The organism is Brevibacillus parabrevis (genome assembly GCF_003710905.1).
In the GTDB taxonomy this organism is placed as follows: Bacteria; Bacillota; Bacilli; order Brevibacillales; family Brevibacillaceae; genus Brevibacillus; species Brevibacillus parabrevis.
Genome location: NZ_RHHV01000019.1, coordinates 24,867 through 48,468, shown reverse-complemented (window position 1 = coordinate 48,468; position 23,602 = coordinate 24,867). Strand labels below are relative to the sequence as shown.

The 23,602-nt window shown below is 51.7% G+C and carries 28 protein-coding genes; 20 read left to right on the top strand and 8 right to left on the bottom strand.

Annotated elements, in window-relative coordinates:
- The first annotated feature begins 51 nt into the window (after positions 1 to 51).
- The 6 genes from EDM60_RS23825 (at position 52) to prpE (ending at position 5,047) form a co-directional block, all read left to right on the top strand.
- The gene (locus EDM60_RS23825) at positions 52 to 747 is read left to right on the top strand and encodes a PspA/IM30 family protein (RefSeq protein WP_063228773.1); all 696 of its coding nucleotides are present in this window, start codon (positions 52 to 54) and stop codon (positions 745 to 747) included.
- A 92-nt stretch (positions 748 to 839) separates the two neighbouring features.
- Positions 840 to 1,418, top strand: coding sequence for a class I SAM-dependent methyltransferase (locus tag EDM60_RS23820; RefSeq protein WP_122966160.1), 579 nt, complete (start codon positions 840 to 842; stop codon positions 1,416 to 1,418).
- Positions 1,419 to 1,432: 14 nt separating this feature from the next.
- Complete coding sequence (gene liaF / locus EDM60_RS23815; RefSeq protein ID WP_122966159.1) at positions 1,433 to 2,323, top strand: cell wall-active antibiotics response protein LiaF; 891 nt, start codon at positions 1,433 to 1,435, stop codon at positions 2,321 to 2,323.
- Positions 2,324 to 2,336: 13 nt separating this feature from the next.
- A complete protein-coding gene (locus EDM60_RS23810; RefSeq protein WP_122966158.1) occupies positions 2,337 to 3,485 on the top strand; it encodes a HAMP domain-containing sensor histidine kinase in 1,149 nt (382 codons plus the stop codon).
- Positions 3,486 to 3,492: 7 nt separating this feature from the next.
- Complete coding sequence (locus EDM60_RS23805; RefSeq protein ID WP_063228769.1) at positions 3,493 to 4,122, top strand: response regulator; 630 nt, start codon at positions 3,493 to 3,495, stop codon at positions 4,120 to 4,122.
- Positions 4,123 to 4,225: 103 nt separating this feature from the next.
- Entirely contained in the window at positions 4,226 to 5,047 is an 822-nt protein-coding gene (gene prpE / locus EDM60_RS23800) for a bis(5'-nucleosyl)-tetraphosphatase PrpE (RefSeq protein ID WP_122966157.1), read from the top strand.
- On the opposite strand, the gene EDM60_RS23795 is transcribed toward prpE, so the two are convergent.
- Both EDM60_RS23795 and EDM60_RS23790 read right to left on the bottom strand, forming a co-directional pair.
- Positions 5,032 to 5,325, bottom strand: a complete 294-nt coding sequence (locus tag EDM60_RS23795; protein ID WP_122966156.1) for a hypothetical protein — start codon at positions 5,323 to 5,325, stop codon at positions 5,032 to 5,034. The genes prpE and EDM60_RS23795 overlap by 16 nt on opposite strands.
- A gap of 19 nt (positions 5,326 to 5,344) precedes the next feature.
- Positions 5,345 to 6,172: an N-acetylmuramoyl-L-alanine amidase family protein gene (locus EDM60_RS23790; protein WP_122966155.1), complete on the bottom strand. Its 828-nt coding sequence runs from the start codon at positions 6,170 to 6,172 to the stop codon at positions 5,345 to 5,347.
- Between the two features lie 152 nt (positions 6,173 to 6,324).
- Between EDM60_RS23790 and EDM60_RS23785 the strand changes: the two genes are divergently transcribed.
- Both EDM60_RS23785 and EDM60_RS23780 read left to right on the top strand, forming a co-directional pair.
- The gene (locus EDM60_RS23785) at positions 6,325 to 6,555 is read left to right on the top strand and encodes a YneF family protein (RefSeq protein ID WP_063228765.1); all 231 of its coding nucleotides are present in this window, start codon (positions 6,325 to 6,327) and stop codon (positions 6,553 to 6,555) included.
- Between the two features lie 18 nt (positions 6,556 to 6,573).
- On the top strand, positions 6,574 to 6,759 hold the full coding sequence (locus EDM60_RS23780) for a hypothetical protein (protein ID WP_122966154.1): 186 nt from the start codon (positions 6,574 to 6,576) through the stop codon (positions 6,757 to 6,759).
- Positions 6,760 to 6,855: 96 nt separating this feature from the next.
- Here the strand turns inward: EDM60_RS23780 and EDM60_RS23775 are convergent, their stop codons facing one another.
- The gene (locus tag EDM60_RS23775; RefSeq protein WP_122966153.1) at positions 6,856 to 7,626 is read right to left on the bottom strand and encodes a TSUP family transporter; all 771 of its coding nucleotides are present in this window, start codon (positions 7,624 to 7,626) and stop codon (positions 6,856 to 6,858) included.
- 198 nt (positions 7,627 to 7,824) lie between these two features.
- On the opposite strand from EDM60_RS23775, the gene EDM60_RS23770 reads away from it, so the two are divergent.
- The 4 genes from EDM60_RS23770 to EDM60_RS23750 all read left to right on the top strand — a co-directional run bounded on the left by EDM60_RS23770 (position 7,825) and on the right by EDM60_RS23750 (position 11,603).
- Complete coding sequence (locus EDM60_RS23770) at positions 7,825 to 8,433, top strand: superoxide dismutase (protein WP_063228762.1); 609 nt, start codon at positions 7,825 to 7,827, stop codon at positions 8,431 to 8,433.
- Positions 8,434 to 9,401: 968 nt separating this feature from the next.
- The gene (locus EDM60_RS23760) at positions 9,402 to 10,196 is read left to right on the top strand and encodes a dioxygenase family protein (protein ID WP_122966151.1); all 795 of its coding nucleotides are present in this window, start codon (positions 9,402 to 9,404) and stop codon (positions 10,194 to 10,196) included.
- The gene (locus EDM60_RS23755; protein ID WP_122966150.1) at positions 10,196 to 11,074 is read left to right on the top strand and encodes an RNA polymerase sigma-70 factor; all 879 of its coding nucleotides are present in this window, start codon (positions 10,196 to 10,198) and stop codon (positions 11,072 to 11,074) included. The genes EDM60_RS23760 and EDM60_RS23755 overlap by 1 nt, the downstream gene beginning before the upstream one ends.
- Before the next feature lie 82 nt (positions 11,075 to 11,156).
- Positions 11,157 to 11,603, top strand: coding sequence for a carboxymuconolactone decarboxylase family protein (locus EDM60_RS23750; RefSeq protein ID WP_167470378.1), 447 nt, complete (start codon positions 11,157 to 11,159; stop codon positions 11,601 to 11,603).
- A gap of 61 nt (positions 11,604 to 11,664) precedes the next feature.
- Here EDM60_RS23750 and EDM60_RS23745 read toward each other — a convergent pair whose 3' ends face one another.
- Together EDM60_RS23745 and EDM60_RS23740 are read right to left on the bottom strand one after the other, a co-directional pair.
- Positions 11,665 to 12,210: a pyridoxamine 5'-phosphate oxidase family protein gene (locus tag EDM60_RS23745; RefSeq protein ID WP_122966148.1), complete on the bottom strand. Its 546-nt coding sequence runs from the start codon at positions 12,208 to 12,210 to the stop codon at positions 11,665 to 11,667.
- A 178-nt stretch (positions 12,211 to 12,388) separates the two neighbouring features.
- Positions 12,389 to 13,384, bottom strand: coding sequence for a metal-dependent hydrolase (locus tag EDM60_RS23740; protein WP_122966147.1), 996 nt, complete (start codon positions 13,382 to 13,384; stop codon positions 12,389 to 12,391).
- 155 nt (positions 13,385 to 13,539) lie between these two features.
- On the opposite strand from EDM60_RS23740, the gene EDM60_RS23735 reads away from it, so the two are divergent.
- The gene (locus tag EDM60_RS23735; RefSeq protein ID WP_122966146.1) at positions 13,540 to 13,833 is read left to right on the top strand and encodes a hypothetical protein; all 294 of its coding nucleotides are present in this window, start codon (positions 13,540 to 13,542) and stop codon (positions 13,831 to 13,833) included.
- 20 nt (positions 13,834 to 13,853) lie between these two features.
- A complete protein-coding gene (mutY, locus tag EDM60_RS23730; protein WP_122966145.1) occupies positions 13,854 to 14,969 on the top strand; it encodes an A/G-specific adenine glycosylase in 1,116 nt (371 codons plus the stop codon).
- Positions 14,970 to 15,078: 109 nt separating this feature from the next.
- On the opposite strand, the gene EDM60_RS23725 is transcribed toward mutY, so the two are convergent.
- Together EDM60_RS23725 and EDM60_RS28835 are read right to left on the bottom strand one after the other, a co-directional pair.
- Positions 15,079 to 15,237 carry a YrzI family small protein gene (locus EDM60_RS23725; RefSeq protein ID WP_122966144.1) on the bottom strand — a complete coding sequence of 53 codons (159 nt, stop codon included), beginning with the start codon at positions 15,235 to 15,237 and terminating at the stop codon, positions 15,079 to 15,081.
- Positions 15,238 to 15,373: 136 nt separating this feature from the next.
- Positions 15,374 to 15,526 (bottom strand): hypothetical protein, encoded by a 153-nt coding sequence (locus tag EDM60_RS28835; protein ID WP_167470372.1) that lies wholly within the window; start codon positions 15,524 to 15,526, stop codon positions 15,374 to 15,376.
- Between the two features lie 496 nt (positions 15,527 to 16,022).
- Here EDM60_RS28835 and EDM60_RS23720 point away from each other — a divergent pair, with 496 nt between their 5' ends.
- Positions 16,023 to 17,990 carry a methyl-accepting chemotaxis protein gene (locus EDM60_RS23720; protein WP_122966143.1) on the top strand — a complete coding sequence of 656 codons (1,968 nt, stop codon included), beginning with the start codon at positions 16,023 to 16,025 and terminating at the stop codon, positions 17,988 to 17,990.
- 82 nt (positions 17,991 to 18,072) lie between these two features.
- Here EDM60_RS23720 and EDM60_RS23715 read toward each other — a convergent pair whose 3' ends face one another.
- Complete coding sequence (locus EDM60_RS23715; protein ID WP_122966142.1) at positions 18,073 to 18,297, bottom strand: hypothetical protein; 225 nt, start codon at positions 18,295 to 18,297, stop codon at positions 18,073 to 18,075.
- 197 nt (positions 18,298 to 18,494) lie between these two features.
- On the opposite strand from EDM60_RS23715, the gene fabL reads away from it, so the two are divergent.
- The 5 genes from fabL (at position 18,495) to EDM60_RS23690 (ending at position 23,502) form a co-directional block, all read left to right on the top strand.
- Positions 18,495 to 19,250 (top strand): enoyl-[acyl-carrier-protein] reductase FabL, encoded by a 756-nt coding sequence (gene fabL / locus EDM60_RS23710; protein ID WP_063228751.1) that lies wholly within the window; start codon positions 18,495 to 18,497, stop codon positions 19,248 to 19,250.
- Between the two features lie 112 nt (positions 19,251 to 19,362).
- On the top strand, positions 19,363 to 19,776 hold the full coding sequence (locus EDM60_RS23705) for a GNAT family N-acetyltransferase (protein WP_063228750.1): 414 nt from the start codon (positions 19,363 to 19,365) through the stop codon (positions 19,774 to 19,776).
- Between the two features lie 47 nt (positions 19,777 to 19,823).
- Entirely contained in the window at positions 19,824 to 20,360 is a 537-nt protein-coding gene (locus tag EDM60_RS23700; protein WP_005827695.1) for a DUF402 domain-containing protein, read from the top strand.
- 137 nt (positions 20,361 to 20,497) lie between these two features.
- Positions 20,498 to 22,282 carry an ABC transporter ATP-binding protein gene (locus EDM60_RS23695; protein ID WP_122966141.1) on the top strand — a complete coding sequence of 595 codons (1,785 nt, stop codon included), beginning with the start codon at positions 20,498 to 20,500 and terminating at the stop codon, positions 22,280 to 22,282.
- A complete protein-coding gene (locus tag EDM60_RS23690; protein ID WP_122966140.1) occupies positions 22,282 to 23,502 on the top strand; it encodes an MFS transporter in 1,221 nt (406 codons plus the stop codon). The genes EDM60_RS23695 and EDM60_RS23690 overlap by 1 nt, the downstream gene beginning before the upstream one ends.
- The last annotated feature ends 100 nt before the right edge of the window (positions 23,503 to 23,602 follow it).

The window sequence follows — 23,602 nt, the reverse complement described above, 5'->3', positions numbered from 1 at the left end:
AGAGCTTTTGGATGAAATAACACGATGTGATATGATGAGGAGGAAATAAACATGAGTATTTTTAAACGTTTGCGTGACCTGACAGTAGCTTCGGTGAATGACGCTTTGGATTCGATGGAAGATCCGGTAGTCATGCTGAATCAATACATGCGAGATATGGAAGTGGAAATCGGACAAGTCGAAGTGGCTGTCGCTCGTCAGGTAGCACTGGAAAAGAAATTCCGCCAACAACTGGATGAAGCGAACACACTGATCGACAAACGCGATCGTCAAGTGAAGCTCGCTCTGACAGAAGGGGAAGATGAACTTGCTCGCCGTGCACTTGCAGACAAAAAGCAATACGAAGCGCGTGCAGCAGAGTATGAGACACTGTACTTGGCAGCATCCGAGGCAGCTACGCAAATGCGCGAGAAGCTGGCTGAGCTGAAGGAAGAGTTCTATAAAATGCGTGCGAAAAAATTCACGCTGATGGCTCGGGCACAGGTAGCTCGTACACAAAAGCAAGTGAATCATGCCGTAGTGGGAATCGGAAATCAGTCCGCAGGCCGCGGCTTTGCTCGCATGGAGGAAAAAGTGCTGCGCATGGAAGCCGAAGCGCAAATGAGCGGTCAATGGCGCCAGACAAACCTCGCTTGGGAGAACGCGCTTTCTGAGTTGGAAAAAGACGATCTGGATACAGAACTGGCAAACATCAAGGCATCGCTTCAACAGAAAAAACCAGTGTCCGCCCAGCCGGAACAATCTTGATTGGACAGGAACTGGGGGATTGGTTGTAGAATAGAGTGTGTCAATCAGGCAGCCTGTATAGCAGGCTGCTTTTCCCCTAGGAGGTACGATTCTTGGCAGACTTCATGGTCTTTTTGCGAAGGTTCATCGCTGAGCCTGGGCGTGTCGGCAGCGTGATCCCGAGTTCGCGGTTTTTATGTGAGCGAATGTTGAGCAGCGTCAATTGGGCTTCAACGGATGTTATTCTGGAGCTGGGACCTGGCACAGGAGCTTTTACCCAAACCATTTATCAAAATATCAATCCGGATACCGACTATGTGCTTGTGGAGCGTGACAGCCAGTTTCGATCCATCCTTCAATCACGCTTTCCTGATCTTCCTGTCAGGGAGGAAGCGACGAGACTCGGACAATATTTGGAGGAGATGGAGCTTGGCAAGGCAGATGTCATCATTTCCGGCCTGCCGTTTGCCAATTTCCCACAAGAGTTGCGAGCAGCCATTCTGGATGAAGTACAAAACGTATTAAAACCAGGCGGCCTGTTCATTACATTCCAATATTCGCTACAACTCCAGGCTGAGCTGCAGGCGCGTTTTCCTTGGGTAGAGACAGACTTCACCTTGCTGAATATCCCACCTGCATTCATTTATACGTGTCGAAACAGACAAAGTGAAAAAGATCGGCATGGGGCGTAAGAGAGGAGACTTTTGTGAAACTGTCCCGCTTGCACACAATGTTGGCTGGCGTCCTGATCATTTTGACAGGCATCGGCCTTTTATTAGACAGTTTGCATATCATTTCGTTCGGTCTGTTTGATCTGTGGCCGATGGTGCTCGTCTACTTCGGCGTTCGCCTCTGGGGTCAGAACAAACGGATTGGCGGCGGCATTCTGTTCAGTTTGGGAATCATTATTGCTCTGGACATGTGGTTCGGTATCGGTGTGGATGACTTGTTCCAACTGGCAGTTCCCATCCTGTTGATTTATTTTGGCTTCCGATTGATTCGCGGCAAAACGAGGGGGGGCGGAAACCGAGCTTCTTTTCCCCCGTTTCCGGAACAACGGGAAGAGCCTTCTGGTCCGGCTATGACTAGCGAGGATCAGCCTGTTCATACACACAACGGCATTCGGCATGACGCTGCACAATGGCTGGACAGCTTGAGCAAGTGGAAGCCTTCCCGCAGCAAGCTGCTTGAGAAGGAAGAGGAAACTGGGCGTGAACGAATTTTGCCCAAAGATTCTCGCAGTTCGTTGATTGGCGATTATCATCTGACTTCCGGGCGTTTTGAGTTGAGCACCCTGCATGTGTGGCACGGGATCGGGGATGTGGTGATTGATCTGTCCCGCGCGGTTTTGATGCAGGACGAGGCCGCTCTTATTGTGGAAGGATGGGTAGGGGATGTCACCGTTTATGTCCCTGTCGATCTTCCGGTTTCTGTGAACGCCGAGCTGAGTCTGGGCGACCTGGAAGTATTGAGCCACCGCCAGGGAGGGATCAACCGGAGTGTGATGATTCGTTCCGAGCAATACGAGGAGGCGGCTCAAAAAGTGAATTTGCATATCTCGCTGCTTGTCGGCGATATAAAAGTCAAGTACATCTAGGAGGTACTGGCGGATGCGTCGACAGCGATTAGCGAGTATTCAGTGGCAATATGTGCGCTACGGCGTCCTGCTCGCCGCAAGTGCAGTTACGGTTTCGTTTGTTTGCTTTTTTTGGCTCTATTTTTCCTGGAAAGACATGCCGGAGGTTCATCGCGCATACAGCAGGCTGATCAGTGACCCGAGAGTCGTCTTGTGGATGCAGGATTACTTGGGCTTGGCCTTGCCCACACAGCCTGACGGGTTGGTCCAGCTAGTCGCTTTTGTCATATCGCTTCCTGTCGGTGTGCTGGTTGCCCTGATTATTTCCTATATCTTCGGGAATTTGTTGAAAAAACGGCTTGGCGTGCTGTGGGAAGCAGCCATGAAGCTGGGACGGGGAATGCTGTCCTACCGTGTGCCCGATCTGGGCGTCGACGAGGTCGGCGAACTGGGGTGGCAGTTGAACCGCCTGGCTTCGCAGTGGGAGGAGCAGGTCGCGTCTTTGCAGCGACTTTCCAACCATAATGCTGCTTTGGCGGAGCAAGTCAAACAGGCAGCCGTGACAGAGGAGCGCCAGCGTTTGGCAAGGGAACTGCATGATGCAGTCAGTCAGCAGTTGTTTGCCATCGCGATGACGACAGCGGCGATGAAGCGGCTGGTGGAGAAAAATCCGCAACGGGCAGCCCAGCAAATCGAGCTGGTCGAGGAGATGGCAGCAGCGGCTCAGGCTGAGATGAGGGCGTTACTGTTGCATCTGCGCCCGGCCACGCTGCAAAACAAATCGCTGAAAGAAGCGATGATGGAACTTTTAGAAGAGCTGACTCGTAAAAATACAATGGAACTGACGTGGGAGATTGAAGACGTCGAAGGGCTGCCAAGCGGCATCGAAGACCACTTGTTTCGCATTTTGCAGGAGTCTTTGTCCAATACGCTGCGACACGCCAAGGCCAGCCTGATCGCGGTTAAGCTGTTCACTTTGCAGGAGCAGGTGCGATTGCGGGTGACAGATGATGGTGTCGGTTTTGACCCGGATGGGGAAAAGATGACGTCATACGGACTGCGCAGTATGCAGGAGCGAGTGGCAGAAGTAGGCGGCTCGATGGAGATTTATTCAGCGGTCGGCAAGGGAACGCAAATAGAGGTGCGGATTCCCCTGATGCTACAGCCGGAACGGGAAGGGTGAAAATGCTGTGATTCGCGTATTACTGGTAGATGATCATGAGATGGTACGGATGGGACTGGCGGCTTACCTGTCAACAGAGGATGATATCGAGGTTGTGGCAGAAGCGGGCAGTGGTGAAGAAGGTGTGCGGATGGCTGTCGAGCTGCGGCCGGATGTTGTCCTCATGGATTTGGTCATGGAAGGCATTGGTGGCGTGGAAGCGACCAGACGCATTCGCGAAGCATGTCCGGCCAGCAAGGTCATCGTTCTCACCAGCTTCATTGATGACGAGAAGGTATATCCGGTTATTGAAGCGGGGGCTTTCAGCTACTTGCTGAAAACTTCGCGGGCGGCGGAGATCGCGAAGGCCATCCGTTCGGCAGCGGCCGGAGAACCTGTACTGGAGTCGCGAGTGGCAGGGAAAATCATGGCCCGTTTCCGGCACGGCCAGGAATCGCATCCGCACGAACAGCTGACACCGCGTGAGCTGGAAGTGCTGAAGCTGATCGGTCAGGGCAAGTCGAATCAGGAAATCGCCGATGAGCTGATTATCGGCATCAAAACGGTCAAAACGCACGTCAGCAACATTCTTGCCAAGTTGAATGTAGAGGACCGGACGCAGGCGGCGATTTACGTTCACACGCACGATCTCGGTTGATTTTGTCGTAAAAAAGCTCCTCATGATGAGGGGCTTTTTTGAGTTTTTTTTGCCGTTATGGTAAAGATAGTAAGTAACAGATTGGGAAAGGAGGGAACGCGCTATGAGGCATAAACCTCAGACACGCTCCAAGGTGCTTTCGGCCGACAACGGCGTGGATATCATCGGAGACGTTCACGGCTGTTACGACGAGTTTATGGAGCTGATCCAGCGGCTCGGGTACGAACAAAGCAAAGACGGTGCCTACCGACATCCAAAGGGCCGAAAGCTCCTTTCCCTCGGAGACATAACAAGCCGCGGACCGCATTCGATCAGGATGTTGCAATTTTTCCACCTCCACGTCACGGCTGGGCTGGCAGAGATGGTAGACAGCAATCACGGCTGGAAGATCGCCCGCTGGCTGGATGGCAGGCCGGTTACCTTGGCGCACGGCGACGAAAAAGTGGAAGAGGAGCTGAAGCTTTATCAGCATGAATTTGGGCCGAAAAAAGCTTCTTTGCTGCGGGAGCAAAGTCGGCGGCTGCTTTTTTCCTCGCCGTCGCACATGATGATCCGCCGTCATGACAAGCTGGCTGCTGTAGCTGTTCACGCCGGGATCAGGGATGACTATATTGGCATGGAATCTCCTGCGGTGCATACGTTTTGCCGATACGGCGATGTGGCCGGGACTGGGCCTGATGGCCGCCCTATTCGCAGAGAGTGGGCAAAAGAACGCAGAGTCTCAAGTCCGACGATCGTCTGGGGACACGATCCGCACCCGGAACCGAAACGCAAAAACGGCACAATCAATATCGACCAGGGCTGCGTTTTCGGCGGAATGCTGACCGCCTATCGCTTCCCGGAGGACGATGTATTGAGTGTGCCGGCGAGAAAAAATTATTCAGGTCTGTCGGATACGCCGCTGACGCGTTATACGGCAGATTGAGAATCGTTTTTCTTGTTTTTGCTGTTGCTTACTTGCTCGATCGTGTTTTTGGCGGAAGAGTGAATGCCTACACTGGCCAAGCCCGCTGTTACGCCTTCCATTAGCGCTGTTTTCCAGTCAAATCCGGGATAGTACAGCCATTGATTGGCCATGTACAGCCCGACAATCAAGACAACGGCTACCCAACTGCGCAGCTTTTTCGGGATGCGAAGCACATCGGACAAGGTAGCGGTTCCGGCCAGGGCAAAGGCGATGATTAAACCGAGATCGAAGCCCACGGGGCACTACCTCCAAATCTTATTTTTTCAATTGCTCATACAGGCGCTTCAATATGATGGCCTCGGCCCAAAGCGGCAAAGGCTTGTCAGCTTGATTGCGCCAGTCTTCGTTGGTCAACAAGCCTTGGTCAAACATCCAGTCGATCCCTTCCTGTTTCCAGTCGGGCACTGTTCCTCCACCTCCATCTCCGGGATTGGGGGAAGCGGTAGGCGCAGGCGTCGGGGTGGGAGTAGGCGCAGGTGTGGGCGTGGGCGTCGGTGTTGGCGCGGGAGTAGGTGTAGGAGCTACTGGAGGGCGGTAGGGCAGTTTGGCATATTCGCAAAAAGCGCGGACAACCCCCTCGGCGAGTTTTTTCCAGTCCTTGGCGAGCGTATCTGCGTCCAGTGGATTGTCTGCAAAGCCGTACTCAATAATGACCGTCTCCACGCTTCCTGTTTCCCTGTGCATGTAGTAGTAGTCGCGGTTCGGGTTGTTGGGGAGCGTACGGGTGAAAATCCGGCGGTTCGGCATTCCCTCTGCTTCAAGCTCTTCCTGGATCATGCGGGGAAATACGGCTGACCCATAAATCGAGTAAATGACTTCAGAGCCTCTGCCGCCCCCTGCATTGATATGGTTGGAGATGCAGTAACGGGCGCCGCTGTTTCGCACCAGGGCAGTCCGTGCATCGCTTGAAAGCGTAGTATCGCTGGTCCGCGTCATCGCGACCGGAATGTTCAGTTCCTTGAAGCGGTTGAACTGGTACAAGGAAATTTGCAAGGTCATATTCTTTTCAAGAAACTGCGCATTGTTTCCGCCGCCAGGATCGACTCCCCCGTGCCCGGCGTCCACAATCAGGATAGGAGCCATTTATGCATCACCTCTTGTTCTTAGAATATGCTTGGAAAGGCCGACATGGCTTGGGGCAGTCTCATCATTTTCGCGCGTTGCAATGTACAGAAAGCCCATCTATGGTACAATGAAAGAGTTCTTAATTACGCATAGAGGATGGTAATGTATTGATGGCTTGGTACAACTGGGTAATCCCGATCGTTACATTGTTACTCGGCCTCGTGGGCGGTTTTGCCGGAGGCACTTATTATTTGAAAAAACAGATGTCCAACATGCAGATGGACGACAAACAGCTGCAAGCCATGGCCCGTTCTATGGGAATGAATCTCAACCAAAAACAGCTGAAGCAAATGAGCCGCACGATGAAAAATATGAAAATGCCAAATAAATTCGGGAAGTAGTGCGAAGGGGGTGTCGTTATGGGACCGACCCGTCTACGCTACACGATGATCGGTTTTATTGTGGGTGTATTGATCGTGTATTTGAAAGATCTGCCTATGGGGGAAGGGACCCGATTCGCAGCCCCTTTTTATGGAGCGGGCATAGGTCTTCTCATCGACGGCATCATATTGCGCATGAAGCAACGAAAAGGAAAAGACGAGTAGGGGGAGCTTGGCTTTGGCCAGGCTTTTTATTTTGGCGCTTCGTAAAAAAGACCAGTCGGATCACCTGTGCGATCATCCGGCTGGTCGTCTTTGTTGTTAGGGGGTAAAAATCAGCTCGTAAATCATTTTCGTAATCAAGGTGATCGAGACGATCAAAAACAGCGGGCGGACGTAGCGAACGCCGGTTTTGATGGCGACTTTCGCACCGATGCTGGCACCGAGCAGCATCGCAATCCCCATGACCAGACCTGTCAGGAAAATGACCTTGCCTTCTACTAGGAAAACAAACAGCGCGGAGAGGTTGCTGGCCAAATTCAAGATCCGGCCGTTGCCTGCTGCAATTACGAAGTCATAACCGAACAGAAGTACCATCAAAAACACGAAAAAAGAACCCGTTCCCGGGCCGAAGAAGCCGTCGTAGAAACCGATCAAAAAAGTAAAAGGAATGCCTAGCCCAAGCGTAAACTTGGTCATCCCTTTGTAGTTGGAGTCTTGACCGAACCGTTTATTGAACAAGGTGTAGACGAAAATCAGCGCCATCATGACGATGACCAATACTTTCAACATTTCCTGGGGAACGAACAGCACCGTCTTGGCTCCGAAAAAGGCACCGACGAGCGAGACGGGGAAGAGAATGAGCATCAGCTTCTTGTCGTATTTTCCCGAGCGGATAAAAGTGAATGAGCTGGTTGCCGAGGAAATCGTGCCGGCGAGCTTGTTCGTGCCGAGCGCGAGATAGGGAGGCATGCCCAGACCGAGCAGAGCGGGCAAGGAAATCAATCCGCCGCCGCCAACTGTACTGTCGATGAAGGCTGCGACGAATCCGAAGAAAGCGAGAAACACTACCGTTAATAAGTCCAGTTCCATTCATGATCACCTGATTCTCTAAGTATGTATGCAATAAAACAAGTCTAGCACTCTCTTTTTTGAATGCAAGCTGGAAATCTCTGAAAATGGCTGATAGATTAATATACTTTGCATACTGATTTGTTGTAAAAGTGGTTGTCTTGTAGTATAATAAGCTCGTAGCTTGAACCATACATATTTTTGAGGAGGAATGTTATAATGGCACATCAACTTCCAGCATTGCCTTATGCACATGACGCACTGGAGCCTCATATCGACGCGCAAACCATGGAAATCCACCACGGACGCCACCATGCTACTTACGTTAACAACCTGAATGCAGCTTTGGAAGCTCATGCAGACTTGCAAGAAAAAAGCGTGGAAGAGCTGATCAGCAACCTGGACGCTCTGCCTGAATCCATCCGCACAGCTGTGCGCAACAATGGCGGTGGACATGCTAACCACACTCTTTTCTGGGAAATCCTGAGCCCGAACGGCGGCGGCGCACCAACTGGTGAATTGGCTGACGCAATCAACGCGGCTTTCGGCAGCTTCGACAACTTCAAAGCTGAATTTGCAAAAGCAGCAACTACTCGCTTCGGTTCCGGCTGGGCTTGGCTGACTGCTGAAGGCGGCAAAGTAGCGATCTCTTCCACTCCTAACCAAGACAGCCCGATCATGGAAGGCAAAACACCTATCCTCGGCCTGGACGTATGGGAGCATGCTTACTACCTGCGCTACCAAAACAAACGCCCTGACTACATCGGCGCGTTCTGGAACGTAGTGAACTGGGATGAAGTAAGCAAGCGTTTTGCTGCTGCGAAGTAAGCTTGTTTTTTTGCAATGATAAAAGCTTGTTGCTCGATTGTGGGCGGCAAGCTTTTTATTTTGGGTTCCGTCTCCGGCGAAAAAGGAAAACCGCGTCAAAAGCAGCGAGATCGAAGAAGCGGACGCACGTTGCCGCTTAAAAGCGTGTTTTCCTTTTTCGCCTCCGCCTCGGAAGGAGTCCCAAAGCCCTTTCGCTTGTTTCTCCTGTTTCCTCGGCCGACGGTAAGCTTTGGTCGGATATTGTTTTTTGGAGGTTGCTCAAGGGGGGGAAATCCAGGGCAGGAAGTGAGCAAGCTTTCCCCGAACTGGTGGCATGAAGCAACCGTCTTCAAGGAGAATCTTAATCATTGTTTCTATGTCTTTTTTTGAAACCCTCCATCACCCCTTAACCAGCCTCGCCACGCCTGAAGTACTGATGAAGCAAACTGCAAATCGCTACCCAAGCCAACTTTTATGTATTCAGCCTTTAGCATTTTCTTTAAAACTCGCGCCGACCATACCCAGCCGCTGACGAGGAAAGAGACGAAATCCGCGAAAGCTCTTTGGGATACCGACCGAGGTTCCGAGGAAAAAGCGAAACACGGTTTTAAGCGTCAACGTGAATCTGCATCTGTGAGCGAGCTGCTTTTGACGCGGTTTCGCTTTTTCCCCGGAGCCGTGCAGTCCAGGCCCACAGAGGGTATCCCAAGAAGCTACAGCGATTCGTCACTTTCCTCGCCACGCCTAAAGTATCGATGAAGCAGACTACAAAGCATCACTCCGAGCAAGCTTTTATCATGCAAAGAAAAAGTGTAAGCTGTCCATAACACGAGCCAATTCAAGCCATCTGCCCCGAACGGCTGCAGAATCGCAGAATCAAGGAAACAAGAAAACTTATTTTCCGCAAAGGATAGCCATGAGAACAAATATCAGTTATAATACTTACTAAAAGTAACCTTATTTAAAAACTATAGAGGAGAGTGTTTCTCATGATGCCATCCTTTTTCGTTGCACATGGCGCTCCGCTGCTTGCTATCGAAAACAATTCCTATACACAAGCCATGCATCAGATTTCCAGCCTGCTTCCGCGCCGTCCGCGCGCTATCGTCATGTTTTCTGCGCACTGGGAAGCATTTGACCAGATGGTCGGCACGATGGAGACGTTCCCGACGATCCACGATTTCGGCGGGTTTCCGCAAGAACTGTACGAAATTCAATATCCGGCAAAAGGCGACCAACAGATTGCCGATGAGACGGTTCAATTGCTGCGTGATGCAGGCGTGCCTGTCACGGTAAATACGACACGAGGTCTGGATCATGGGCATTGGGTAGTTTTGCGCCATATTTTCCCGGACGCAGATATCCCGGTAGTTGCCCTGTCCGTCAACCCGAATCTGACTGTTGCGCAGCAATACATGATCGGCAAAGCGCTCAGCCCGCTGCGGGAAAAAGACGTCCTGATTATTGGCTCGGGTGGAACCGTTCATAACTTTTCATACATCGACATGCGTGAAACGCAAGGACGCGCTTTCGAGTGGGCCTTGGAGTTTGAAGAATGGCTGCATCAGTCCTTGAGCGGATGGAAAGTGGACGATTTGGCCCGTTATCGCGAGCTTGCGCCGCACGCGGAAAAAGCGGTTCCTGCCTATGGCAGCGAACATTTTGTGCCGCTCCTTTACGTGATGGGAGCAGCAGATGACGAGCGCACCGCCAAGCGACTGCACATGAGTTTTCGTTACGGCAGCCTGAGCCATACGATTTGGCAGTTTGGTGAAGCCAAATAATGAGCGTGGGGATCGCAGAAGTTTATCTCCAATACAAAGGATTGCTGTTTACCCTCGCCTACCAGATGACAGGCTCTGTCGCGGAGGCCGAGGACATTGTCCAGGAGACGTTTGTTGCGCTTGCGGGCGTTGACATCAACGATATTCAACACGTCAAAAGCTATTTGTGCAAAGCCGTGACAAACCGTTGCCTGGACACGTTGAAATCAGCGCGCTGGAAACGCGAACAGTACGTAGGAGAATGGCTGCCCGAACCGCTGTTTGACGACGGCGGCGAGAATGACCCGTTGCGAACCGTGATCGCGCAGGAGCACGTATCCTACAGCTTGCTTGTCTTGCTCGATCGGCTGTCTCCGGCGGAGCGGGCCGTCTACGTGCTGCGCGCAGCCCTCGACTTTGAGTACCGAACGATCGCTGACCTGCTGGAAAAAACAGAGGCGAGCTGCCGCAAGCTGTACAGCCGCGCACAGCAAAGGCTGAAAGAGCCAGGCCTGCAAGTCACAGCAGTACCCGCCCCAGCCAAAAAGCTGATTGAACAGCTGATGCATGCGATTTCCAAAGCAGACGCGAGTGCATTGGTACAGCTTTTGACACAGGATGCTGTGCTTGTCAGCGACGGGGGTGGAAAAGCCAGGGCTGCGCTGCGCCCGATTTTCACCAATCGCCGCGTGGCCTCGTTCTGGAAAGGTGTCTGGCCGCGCTGGGCGGATCATTCGCACATGGAGATTCGCTCCATCAACGGCCAGGATGGCATCGTCGTCATTTCCGAAGGCCAAGTGAAAATGACGCTTCAAATCAGCCTGAATCAAGCGGAAGACCGGATCGAGCGACTGTTTATGGTCGTCAATCCGGACAAATTGGCGCATTTGCAAAAGTAATTTTTCCAATCGGTCACAAAAACGGAAAGCCACTCGTCTTTGAGGTTGAAAGATCACATTCGAGTGGAGAGGAAAGATGAACATGCAAACAAGATTCAACTATCGCCAGGCGAACCCGCAAGCGTACCAAGCCATGCTGCAACTGGAAAAATTCGTGAACGAAAGCGGCCTCGACAAAAAGCTGATCGAGTTGATCAAAATTCGTGCGTCGCAAATAAACGGATGCGCCTTTTGCATGGATATGCATACGCAAGACGCGCGCAAACTCGGCGAGACAGAGCAACGCATTTATTTGCTCAGCGTTTGGCGCGAGTCCGCTGTTTATACGGATGCCGAGCGTGCGGCTCTCGCCTTGACCGAGGCAGTGACGCTGATTACGAAAGACGGCGTTCCCGACGCCCTTTACCAGCAAGTAAGAGAGCATTTCGACGAGAATCAGTACACGGCGATGATCATGGCGATCAACACGATCAACAGCTGGAACCGCATCGCCATCTCGACAGGCATGTTTGCCCCGTACAACCGCTAAATACGTTGCGGACAGACGAATGAAAACGACACGTTCCCAAGGAAGGGGCGTGTCGTTTTTGTTACACATCCATTTCTACTTTTTTACCCGGATAAAATTGATTTTCTTCCGAGCCTGGATTGCCTTTGGCCGTGAGCGTATCCGGGGTGATGCGAAAAATAGCGGTTACGCTGCCCATGGACGAGCGATACTTCAGCACGTGCTGCAAAGGCAGCGGATCGGAAAAGTAGCCTGGCACGTATTTGTCGATCATCGCTTGCATCGCATCGCGCATTTCAGCCGGCTCCTGCACGCGCTCGATCGTACCCGACAAAAACACGCTCATATAAGCGGTATCAATATGCGCCGGAACAGGCGAAGCGATCGTGCCGTGCTCTTCGCAAACGCTGAAACAGACGCGGTTGTTTTCGTTGATCATCTCGATCTTTCGCCCAGAGTCTGCGCCGTGAAAGTAAATACAGCCGTTCCACCAGGCAAAATTGAGCGGAATGATATACGGCTCGCGCTCGTTGGACATTCCGAGGTGGCCGACTTTTGCTGTGTGCAAAAACGAAGCGATCTGCTCCTGATCAGTAATGGTGCGTTTGGAATAGCGGATAGGTATCATTGGTAATCCCCCAGTCAGACAGTTCTGTTTTTCGATGTAGCCTGATCGTAGTCGGTTTTTGACTTGGGAAAAAGGTGCAGTTTAGGCTTAATCGAGCAGGTCAGATTCAGATATAAAAAAACCGCTCCATTCTCAAGAGCGGTTTTGATTCAGTATTCAGTTGCTGTGCGATGGGCGATTATCCCAGCTGTCGCTTGGAATCGAGTTTCTTGGCAAGCTGCTCTTCCCCGCGGTGAATCCAGCCGACGAAGGAATCGCGGATGTTCAGTTGAGGATCGAGATGGACAACGGCGACGAACATGTAATGGCTTTTTCCTTGGAAGCGGGAGCGATAGCGCAAGTCGATCCATTTGACTTCATAGCCGAAGGGCTGTTCCTTTGTTTCCACGTGGACGTGGTGGGTGAAGGCGAGGAACGATTGCACCTTGGAATCTTGTTTGGCAGCGGCAACGACTTCGCTCTCGGGTTTGATGGCAAATGTGTCCAAAATACTGACATCGCCGGAGTTCACCTCGCCTACATACCAGTGCTGCTCCGTTTTGGCAACAAAAGTCCAAAATGTCCAGGACAGGGTAGGAATGATCGTGTACATGCCCGGCTTGCCGATTCGCGCGCGAACTTGCTCTGTCGTCCGCTTTTGCACCTGGCAGCGCCAATAGTAGTAGCCCGCAATCACCAGGTAAATCAGCAAAAAGGATCGGCCAGGGTGCGCGCCCGCTGCCCAGAGCATGAAGCCGACGAGATGAGCGGCAAAAATGAACGGATCAAAAATGAAAATGGCGTTCAGGGCAACCCACTTATCGCGAAACGGATACAAACCCTTTGTGCCATAGGAATTGAACAAGTCGACAAAAACGTGCAGGCAGACGGCCAAAAAGATCCAGCCCAGCAAATGGAGCCAGGAGGCTTGCGGCATCAGGGCCTGTATGAGAACAAAAATGGCTCCCGACCAGAGAAACAGGGCAGGTACAGAGTGGGAAACGCCTCGATGATTGCGAATGTAGGCCGCAGTGCCGCGAAGGCGAACCAACCCATCCAGATCAGGTGCTTGCGAGCCGATGACCGTACCAATCATCACGGCGGCTGCAAGCGATGGAGAAGAAGCTACGACAGGATCGAGGTAGGCGAGCCCGGCCAATCCGAAGCCCATGGCAAAGTGAGTGGCTGTATCCATGGAATCGTTGTCTTCCTCCTTTTCTTCCAGGCTGTTGTTATGTTTATTATAGCGTGAGAGATGACATAATTCCCCCCTCTGCTGAAAAAAATTGTGAGCTTGTTCCCGCTTTTGCAAAAAGGGTATGATGAATAGATCAAGGAGGGACAAGTCGTATGTTAACTGTCTTTATCGAATACAAGCTGCAACCGGAAAAACGGGAGCAGGCTTTGCGACTGCTTGCATCCATGGCTTCGCGGCTTGCAGCATGGGGAGCACGCGAATATCGCTCCTTCGAGGGGCTTGACCAGCCGGGATTGTTTGTGGAAACTTTTGACGTTTCCACTGTACACGAATATGAACAAATCAAAGCACACCGTTTGGCGGATCAGCAGTTTTGCGACTGTATAACGGGCGGAGCGGCCAAGCTGCACGTCTGGGCGTTTCGCCCCGCCGAGTATCCAAAATAAAAGGAGCAGACAAGAAAGACATGGCAAGAAAAAAAGACAACAGCTTGCAGTACACTCTTCCCGAAGAGTTTCATGTGTTCGGTTTCGCCCAGGATTTGTTGGCCTGGTATGACTCGCAAAAGCGGGATTTGCCGTGGCGGATCAACCGCGACCCGTATCGTGTCTGGGTGTCGGAAATCATGCTTCAGCAGACGCGGGTAGAAACCGTTAAACCTTATTATGCGAATTTCATGGAGAAATTTCCGACGGTGTCGGATTTGGCAAATGCACCAGAAGAAGAAGTGCTCAAAGCGTGGGAAGGACTTGGCTATTACTCCCGCGCTCGCAATTTGCAGGCTGCTGCTCGCGAGGTAACCGTTCGCTATGGCGGCGTCGTGCCTGACACGCCTGAAGAGATCGCCACGCTGAAAGGCGTGGGGCCGTATACAGCGGGTGCGATTTTAAGCATTGCCTACGGAAAGCCGGAGCCGGCTGTCGACGGAAACGTCATGCGCGTCTTTTCCCGCTTGCTGTACCTGTCGGATGATATTGCCAAGCCCGCCACCCGGATCAAGATTGAGCATCTCGTGCGCCAAGTCATTCCGGAGGGGCGCGCAGGTGATTTCACCCAGGCTTTGATGGAGCTGGGCGCGATGGTCTGTGTGCCGCGCTCGCCGCAATGCTTGACCTGTCCTGTGTTCGATTACTGCATGGCCCGCAAGGAAGGGGTACAGGAGGAACTGCCGATCAAAGGGAAGGCAAAACCTCCGCGCCCTGTCGATTTGCAGGTGGCAATCGTGGTTCGCGATGGCAAGGTGCTGATTAACAAACGGCCGGAGCAAGGGCTGCTGGCTGGCCTGTGGGAGTTTCCCATGGTGGAGACGGAGCAGCAAAAAGACAGTGCCAAAGCAGAGGCGCTCGCCAGCGGAATCAGCGAACGATTCGGAATCGATATCGAAGTGCTGGAACCGCTCGGTGCCGTGCAGCACATCTTTTCGCATTTGCAGTGGAATATGCAGGTTTGGTCCTGTGACTGGATTGACGGAGACAAGCTGCCCGCTCATGCCAGGTTTGCGGCCTGGAGTGAGCTGGACACGTACACGTTTCCGATGGCCCATCACAAAATCAGGGAATTGCTCGGACAAAAAAGCAAGTAGGACAGGAAGCCAAAAAGCTGTCGAGATAAACTCGGCAGCTTTTTTCATTCGGACGACCATGCAAGTATGTCATGGCCGTCTCGTTATTTTCATGGACTGTCGTTGTCGATTATCTGTACAGAAATTCCGGAAACTGCATTGCGATCTGATGTTTCCGTTGTTCCCACTCAGCGATTGCTTGTTGTTGCAAATATTGCGCCTCGCGCTGTTCTGGGGTCAATTTCCGCTTCTCGATAATAATCGTGAAGAAAATCATTGGAATGTGCATGAAAATCCACCTCCCATCCCTGATAAATCGTGCAGTTAGTCGCCATCTATCGCTTTGACTCCTGTAAATCTCATCATCTGACGTCTTTGTTTATTTTTCATTGAAATCCCTCCTGGTTTGGAATGCGAAGACGAAATTAGATGCGGCTAACGTGTTGGGCTGCTTCAAAGGCGTGAGCCTCAGCGCGTTCTTCCAAATAACGCGTGCGCGCATAGGCAGCCAGGCGTTGTTCTGGTTGAACGTGATTGCGTTCGATCTTGATGGTGAAAAACAAGAAATTCAGTACCATACCAAATCACCTCCTCTCATTGGTAAAAATTGGATGTTTGTCGCCAAGAAAAAGACCACGGGCTGATGCCTGCGGTCTTTTGGGCGCACGAAGAAAAGGAAAGACCACAAGCTACTACGCCCATGGTCTGGTAATTGACGAAAGAGAATGTTGAAGATACGAATGCATCTACAATTCGTCGGACCAGGAGGCGCTTCTATATGCAGTTTTTGCAACGATAAGACGATCAGCGAAATCATATGCAAAATCCCATACATTCATCATCATGTTGCATCCTCCTTCCTTCGAGTAGTAGTGGTGTAAAACGTAACCTTAGAATATGGCATTTTTTTCTTGCTGTAAAGCACTTTTTACCTAAATTCTAAAGAAAGTTAATTCTGAAAATAATAAAATATAATAAAAAATAAAGTTGCGGGCGATTTTTGGTTTAAAATGCTTGCTATAATGGGTAAGTATATCTGACAACGAGACTATGCGAAAAGGTGTGGAAATGCAGATGAAAATGCCAAGATTGACTGTCAGAGCCAAGCTGATTGCTTCGTTCTCCCTTATTTTGATTATACCTGTACTCGCTCTTGGTCTGCTTTCGTACCAGAGCGCAAAGGATCGTCTTGAAGAGCAACTGCTGACGACAGCATCGGAAAATGTGCGCTTGGTGGACGAGCTGATTGACCGTACAATGGAAGCCCAATCCAGAGACCTGCAATTCATCGTGTCCGATTTGACAAAAGCTGACCTGGTGGATCAGGCGAGAGACGAACTGCATAAGAAGCTGCAAACTTTCCTCAAGCTGCACCCGGATATTGGGGAAGCGTACGTCGGAGATGAAACAGGGAACATGCTGACAGCGACTGGCGCCAAGCTTCCCGACGGCTATGATCCGCGCCAGCGTCCGTGGTATCAAGCAGCGATGAAGACGCCTGACAAATCGATTATTACCGACCCGTATATCGACGCATTTACGGGCAATGTGATCGTGGGTGTAGCCAAAGCTTTGCCTGACCGCTCCGGCGTGCTCGGGATCGATATTCAGCTCACCGCCCTGAACGAAACGGTGAAGCAGGCGAAAATCGGAACGAATGGCTATATGACCATCCTCGATGCCAACCACAAGCTGTTGATCCATCCGACAGGAACACCTGGCTCAGACATGACAGCGCCTTGGATTGGCGATCTGTACGCCAAAGCGGCAGGGACGTTTGACTTCACAGATGAGAACAAGGAAGCCAAAGCAGCTTTTGTCACCAATGATCAATCGGGATGGAAGCTGATGGGCGTCATGTACAGGACGGAAGCAGCGGATGCGGCCAGCCCGATTTTTTACCGGACAATGCTGGTAATTGCGATCACGATTGTGATTGGGGCAGGGCTTGTGTTTGGCATTTTGCGCTCCTTGCTTCGCCCGTTGCAACAACTGACAGCAGCCGCGAAAAAAATGAGCGAGGGAGACGTCACCCAGCAGGTGGAAGTGAAAAGCGACGACGAGTTGGGCGTTTTGGCCAAAACGTTCAACCATATGGCGGAATCGCTTCGCTCTCTCTTATTCTCTGTGAATGATTCCGTTCAGCAGCTCGCAGCCTCCGCAGAGGAGCTGTCGGCAAGCGCTGACCAGACGAGCAAGGCGACAGAGCAGATTGCCACGACGATGCAGGATATGGCGACGGGAACAGAACAGCAAGTATCGCATACACAAAAAAGCACCGATGCAGTCGGGCAGATGTCGCAGCGAATCGCCCAGATTGCCAGCTATACGCATGAGGTGTCCGACACAGCCAAAGAGACAGCAAGCATCGCAGCAGAAGGCAATCGCTCCGTACAGTCGGCGGTTCAGCAAATGAACGCTTCCAACGAGTCGATTCTCAGCCTGGCAAAAGTGGTGGACAGCCTGGGGGTACGCTCGCAGGAAATCGGCAAAATCGTAGATGTCATTACGGCGATTGCCAACCAGACCAATTTGCTCGCGCTGAATGCAGCCATCGAAGCCGCACGCGCCGGAGAGTCTGGTCGCGGATTCGCTGTCGTCGCTGACGAAGTAAGAAAGCTGGCTGAGCAGTCATCTGCTTCGGCGGAGCAAATCAGCCATCTGATCAAAGCGATCCAGCAAGAGACCGACCATGCCGTCGATGTGATGGAGCAGAGCAAACGCGAAGTAACCGAAGGAATCGGCAAAGTGAATGAGGCCGGGAAGTCATTTGAACAAATCCAGTCTGCGGTGGAAGATGTGGCGGACAAAATCGAACAAGTCTCGCAAGCGTCGCACGATATATCCGAACAGACGCAACTGGTGGTCGAATTGATCAATCATATTTCCGATGTCACCATGCAAGCTTCCGATGGGACGCAAAGCGTTTCCGCAGCAGCCGAGGAACAACTGGCTTCGATGGAAGAGATCGCTTCTTCCGCGATGTCGTTGGAGCGACTGGCAGAAGATTTGCAAGATCAGATTGGCAAATTCAAGATATAGGGAAAAAGCCCGGCGCAGGAGTGATTCGCTCTCTTGCCGCCGGGCTTTTTGCTATTGCCCGTTCCTTTTCAAGCATCAAACATCAATCGTAAATAGGTTTGGAGGCGTGATCCCAGGCACCGCTGTCGCCGCCTACTGGCCCGCGTGATTCCAATTCGCGGATGACCTTCACGTGCAGGGAAGCCCCTTCTGCGCTCAAGTATGCGGCGAGCTGGGAAAACGTATCGTGAAAGTACAAAAGCTCGTTGATTTCCCACTGGGAAAGCGGGACCATCGTCAATTGGGACAGGTCGCGTCCTATGTACATCGTTTGATTCCTCCTTGATCTTATGCCTGCCCTCTGTTTTTGCGCGTGCTTAGTATGGCTTTTTCAGCGAGGAATGAGTCAGACGAGATTTTGGCTTCCGGTAGCAAAAGCGGAAGGGGAGTTGTATAATGAAAAATGTGATTTTGATTGATTAGTACCTGCTATTAATAGTTGGTGAGTAGGAGGCATTTCTGATTATGAATACAAAAAAAGTAGCATTGGTTACCGGCGGAACGCGCGGTATCGGAAAAGCAATTGCATTGCAACTGGCTGAGCAAGGGTACGACCTGGTTTTGAACTACTTGCGCAACCGGACTGCTGCGAGAGAAGCGGCAGCCGAGCTGGAAGCAAAAGGAGCGCGCGTGCACCTGGTGAAAGCCAATGTTGGCGACGTGGCAAAAATCAAGGAACTGTTCGCAGAGATTGACCAGGAATTTGGCCGTCTCGATGTGTTTATCAACAATGCAGCTTCCGGGGTTTTGCGCCCGCTGATGGAGCTGGAAGAAAGCCATTGGGACTGGACGATGGAAATTAACAGTAAAGCCTTGTTGTTCTGCGCGCAAGAAGCGGCAAAACTAATGATCAAGGGTGGCAACGGCGGAAAGATCGTCAGCCTGTCCAGCCTCGGCTCGATTCGCGTTTTGGACAACTATACGGCAGTCGGCGTGTCCAAAGCAGCTGTAGAAGCGATTACGCGCTATTTGGCAGTGGAGCTTGCTCCGCATAACATCGTAGTCAACGCAGTATCTGGCGGCGCTGTGGATACAGATGCGCTCAAACACTTCCCGAACCGCGAAGAACTGCTGGGCAGCTCCGCAGAACGCACGCCGGCAGGCCGGATTGTCGAGCCGGAAGATCTGGCGAATGCCGTGATGTTCCTCGTTTCCGACAAGGCTTGGATGGTGCGCGGACAAACCTTGATCGTTGATGGCGGTATCTCTCTTTTGACCTAGTTGATTTTTAGGAGCGGTGACAAGGAGTTGGCGACTTTGACGTCTCACTACACAAGACAAAGTTGTCCATGTGTTGTACAATAGAGGAAGAAGGTTACGAAGGAGGCAACGTATGCTGATTCGTCCGTTTCGACTCGGTGACTATTCGGCTATCACAAGTATCTGGCAACAGACGGGCTTGGACCAATCGGACACGGTGTCGTTGAACGATTTGGCCCAACAGTTGGCATGGGACAGCGATTTGGTTATGGTTGCGGAAAAAGACGGCAAAGTTGTTGGGGTCGTGGTCGGCACGATCGACGGAGCACGAGCCTATTTTTACCGGCTGGCTGTTCTTCCCGAGATGCAAGGTTCCGGTATCGGCCGCGAACTCGTGGCTGCCATCGAAAAGCGCTTCAAACAGCGAGGCGTCAATAACGTCCTGATCATGGTCAATCAGGCAAATCCGGAGATCCTTCCGTTTTACCTTTCGCTTGGCTACGAAGTACAAAAATTTGTTACACTTTCCAAAAAGCTCTCTTCCTAAAGGAGGCTTGTCCCCATTCAAAAGAGAAGAGAAGAAAGGGGAGAGTCATGTCACCAACTCCGGGCTCCAATATCCGCATTGAAAGTTATAAACATGATCATTCGCTGCACCGCATTTGGGACAAATCCACGTTGATTCATACCAGTGATGCGGTGGTGATTGGGGGAAACGATCGGGTCAAGGTGACAGAAGCAGACGGGCGGGAGTGGCGTACGCGTGAACCGGCCATTTGCACATTTGGTCGGGGCCAATGGTTCAATACCATTGCCATGATTCGCGACGACGGCATTTACTATTATTGCAACATTGGTTCGCCCTTCAGCATGAAGGGACAGCTGCTCAGCTACATAGACTATGATCTCGATGTAAAGGTGTTTCCCGACATGACGTATTCGATTCTCGATGAAGAGGAGTTTCTGTTGCACAGCAAACAGATGAACTACCCTCCGTTTGTCGTGGAAAAGGTACAGACTGCGTTGCGAGAGGTACTGGATTGGGTAAGCGCGCGCCGCGGCCCTTTTCAGAACGGCTTCGTGCAACGCTGGTACGAGCGGTATCTTTTAGTGCGAGACGATGAGGAATAATCCCTTTCCCGTTATTCGGGGGAGGGATTTCCTTGTAGTGTCAGAAAGTTGGAAATGGCGAAGAAGATCGTACCAATTTGGCTGTGCCTGAACATATCGGGTACAGCCAAGTTTGCTATGGGAAGGAGGTATGCTGGTTGAGCATACGCCGCTATTTGGCATATGTCATGCCCTATTGGAAACAAATTTTGGGCACTATATTGATAGGTATCATCAAATTTTCCATTCCGCTTGCCTTGCCGCTCCTGATCAAATACGTCATTGACGACCTGCTCCCCAGCTCGATGCCCCGCGAGGATAAGCTGACACAATTGTTTTGGCTGATGCTTGGGACGTTCTTGATGTTTACGGTCGTACGGGCGCCTGTCGAGTATATCCGCCAATATTTCGCGCAGTGGGTGTCCAGCCGCATTTTGTTTGATATCCGCAACCAGCTGTACGCCCATTTGCAGCGGTTGTCGATGCGTTACTACAACAACACGAAGACGGGCGAGGTCATTTCCCGGGTTATTAACGACGTGGAATCGACGAAAAGCTTCGTGGAAACAGGCTTGATGAACTTGTGGCTCGATCTGATTACGATCGTACTGACGCTTTTGATCATGTTTTCCATGGATGCGGAGCTGACATTTGTAGCGATCGTCGTTTTTCCGCTGTATAGTCTCTCTGTCAAATTTTTTTACAAAAAACTGAGACAGCTGACGCGGGAACGCTCTGCCGCTTTGGCGCGACTCCAGGGGTATTTGTATGAACGAGTGAACGGGATGGCGCTGATCCGAAGTTTTGCTCTGGAAAGTCACGAAAGCAAAGGCTTCGCAAAGGAAAACAACCAGTTTTTGGACAAAGCGCTGGAGCATACCCGCTGGAATGCCCGGACGGTTTCTGTCGTCAATACCGTCACGGATATCGCGCCGTTGCTCGTGATCGCCTATGCAGGCTACCAGGTGATCGGCGGAAGCATGAGCGTAGGGACACTGGTGGCTTTTTACGCTTATTTGGAACGCTTGTATACCCCGTTGCGGCGCTTGGTCAACTCCAGCACGGTGCTGACGCAAGCGATTGCTTCGATGGACAGAATGTTCGAGTTCATGGATGAATCGTACGATATTGAGGACAGTCCAAACGCTCGCGAGCTGCCTGTTGATCCGGCGACGGGACGTATTCGCGGAGAAATTCGCTTTGAGCATGTATCGTTTCGTTACCGGGAAGAAGGGCCGCTTGTTTTGCGCGACGTCAATCTGACGATTCAACCTGGCGAGACGGTCGCCATCGTCGGAATGTCCGGTGGCGGGAAATCGTCTTTGATCAGCCTTTTGCCGCGCTTCTGGGACGTGACGGAAGGGCGGATTACCATCGATGGAGTCGATGTCCGCGACTTGAAGCAGCAAAATTTGCGCTATCATATCGGACTGGTGCAGCAAGACAACATTTTGTTTAGCGAATCGGCAAAAGCCAATATTTTGATGGGGAATCCGGAAGCGGATGAACATATGGTTCAGGAAGCTGCCCGCGCCGCCAATGCCCACGATTTTATCAGCGAGCTGCCAGAAGGATACGATACAGAGCTGGGCGAGCGGGGCGTGAAGCTGTCGGGGGGACAAAAGCAGCGGGTCGCTATCGCCCGGGTGTTTTTGCGCGATCCGGGAATATTGATTTTGGATGAAGCGACCTCTGCTCTCGATCTGGAGTCGGAGCATATGATCCAGGAATCGTTGAATCGCCTGACCAGAGGGCGCACGACGCTCATTGTGGCGCATCGCCTGTCCACGATCACCCATGCAGACAAAATCATCGTCATGCGCGAGGGACAAATTGTGGAACAGGGCAAGCATGAGGAGTTGCTGGAACAAAAAGGCGTGTACTATGGCCTGTGGAGCGTCCAGGATTTGGGGATTGATCGAGGGGGAATGGAGGGAATCTGATGGAAATATGGCGCCGCAATCTATACGTGTTATGCGGATCGCTGTTTGTCGTCATGGTGGCGATGAGTATGATCATGCCTTTTTTGCCGCTGTACATTCAGCAAGATTTCGGAATTGACGATCCGCATCAGGTGACAGCATGGGCGGGAATTATTTTCGGGGCCAATTTTTTGACCGCCGGACTCGTTTCTCCCATTTGGGGGAACTTGGCTGACAAGCACGGACGCAAGATCATGATTTTGCGATCCGGCTACTTCATGTCGATCACGGTAGCGTTGACAGGCTTTGCAGGCAGTTTGTGGCAACTGTTGGCGCTGCGGCTGATCAACGGACTGGTGGGAGGAATCATCCCGGCCAGTACGGCGCTGGTTGCCTCTTCCGTTCCGAAAGAGCGCATCGGCTGGGCGCAAGGGCTTTTGCAATCGTTTATCACGGCAGGGACGATTATGGGACCGCTTTTTGGCGGAGTGCTGGCGAATCAAATCGGCTTTCGCATGATCTTCCTGATTACAGGCAGTCTGCTGTTGCTGGCGACTTTGGTCATTACGTTTACGGTAAAAGAGAGCTTCGTTCCACCTGAAAAAAAGGACCGGTCCAGCCTGAAGGAAGATTTTCAAATGATCTTTTCGTCCAAAGAGCTGCCGGCGCTCTTTTTTGTAACCGTGATGATCCAGTTTGCCTTGTTCAGCATCGTGCCTGTATTGCCGATCTACATATCGCAGTTGGTCCAATCAGAAGGAGCAAAAGTCGCGCTGTGGGCCGGAATCGTCCAGGCGGCGATGGGGATTGCCAATGTGTTTGCTTCTCCGCAGCTCGGGCGCTTGGGTGATCGCTTTGGCTCGCAAAAGGTGCTGCTGTTCGCCTTGCTTGGAGCAGCGATCCTGTTTATTCCGCAGGGGCTTGTCTGGACCGTGTGGCAACTGGTCGTGCTAAGGTTTTTGCTCGGTTTGTCGCTGGGAGGCTTGCTCCCGTCAGTCAATGCGCTTTTGCGGCGGGCCACGCCATCTCATATGGTCAGTCGCGTCTACGGTTACAACAACAGCTTCGTCAGCATCGGAAGCATGCTCGGGCCGATGATCGGCGGTTTTATGGCTGGCTACGTAAGCATCAACGGCGTGTTTTTTATGACGAGTGCTTTTTTGTTCATCAATGCAGGCTGGGTGTACTACAGCTTTTTCCGCAACAAAACTGTACAATCTACAGATTCTGGAATAGACTAAAACATATTGGATGAAAAGAGGTGCACCTCCATTGTGATGATCGGTCGGCAGGAATAATCGCATATTCCGTCAGGGCGATGGAAATATGTCCTGAACCGAC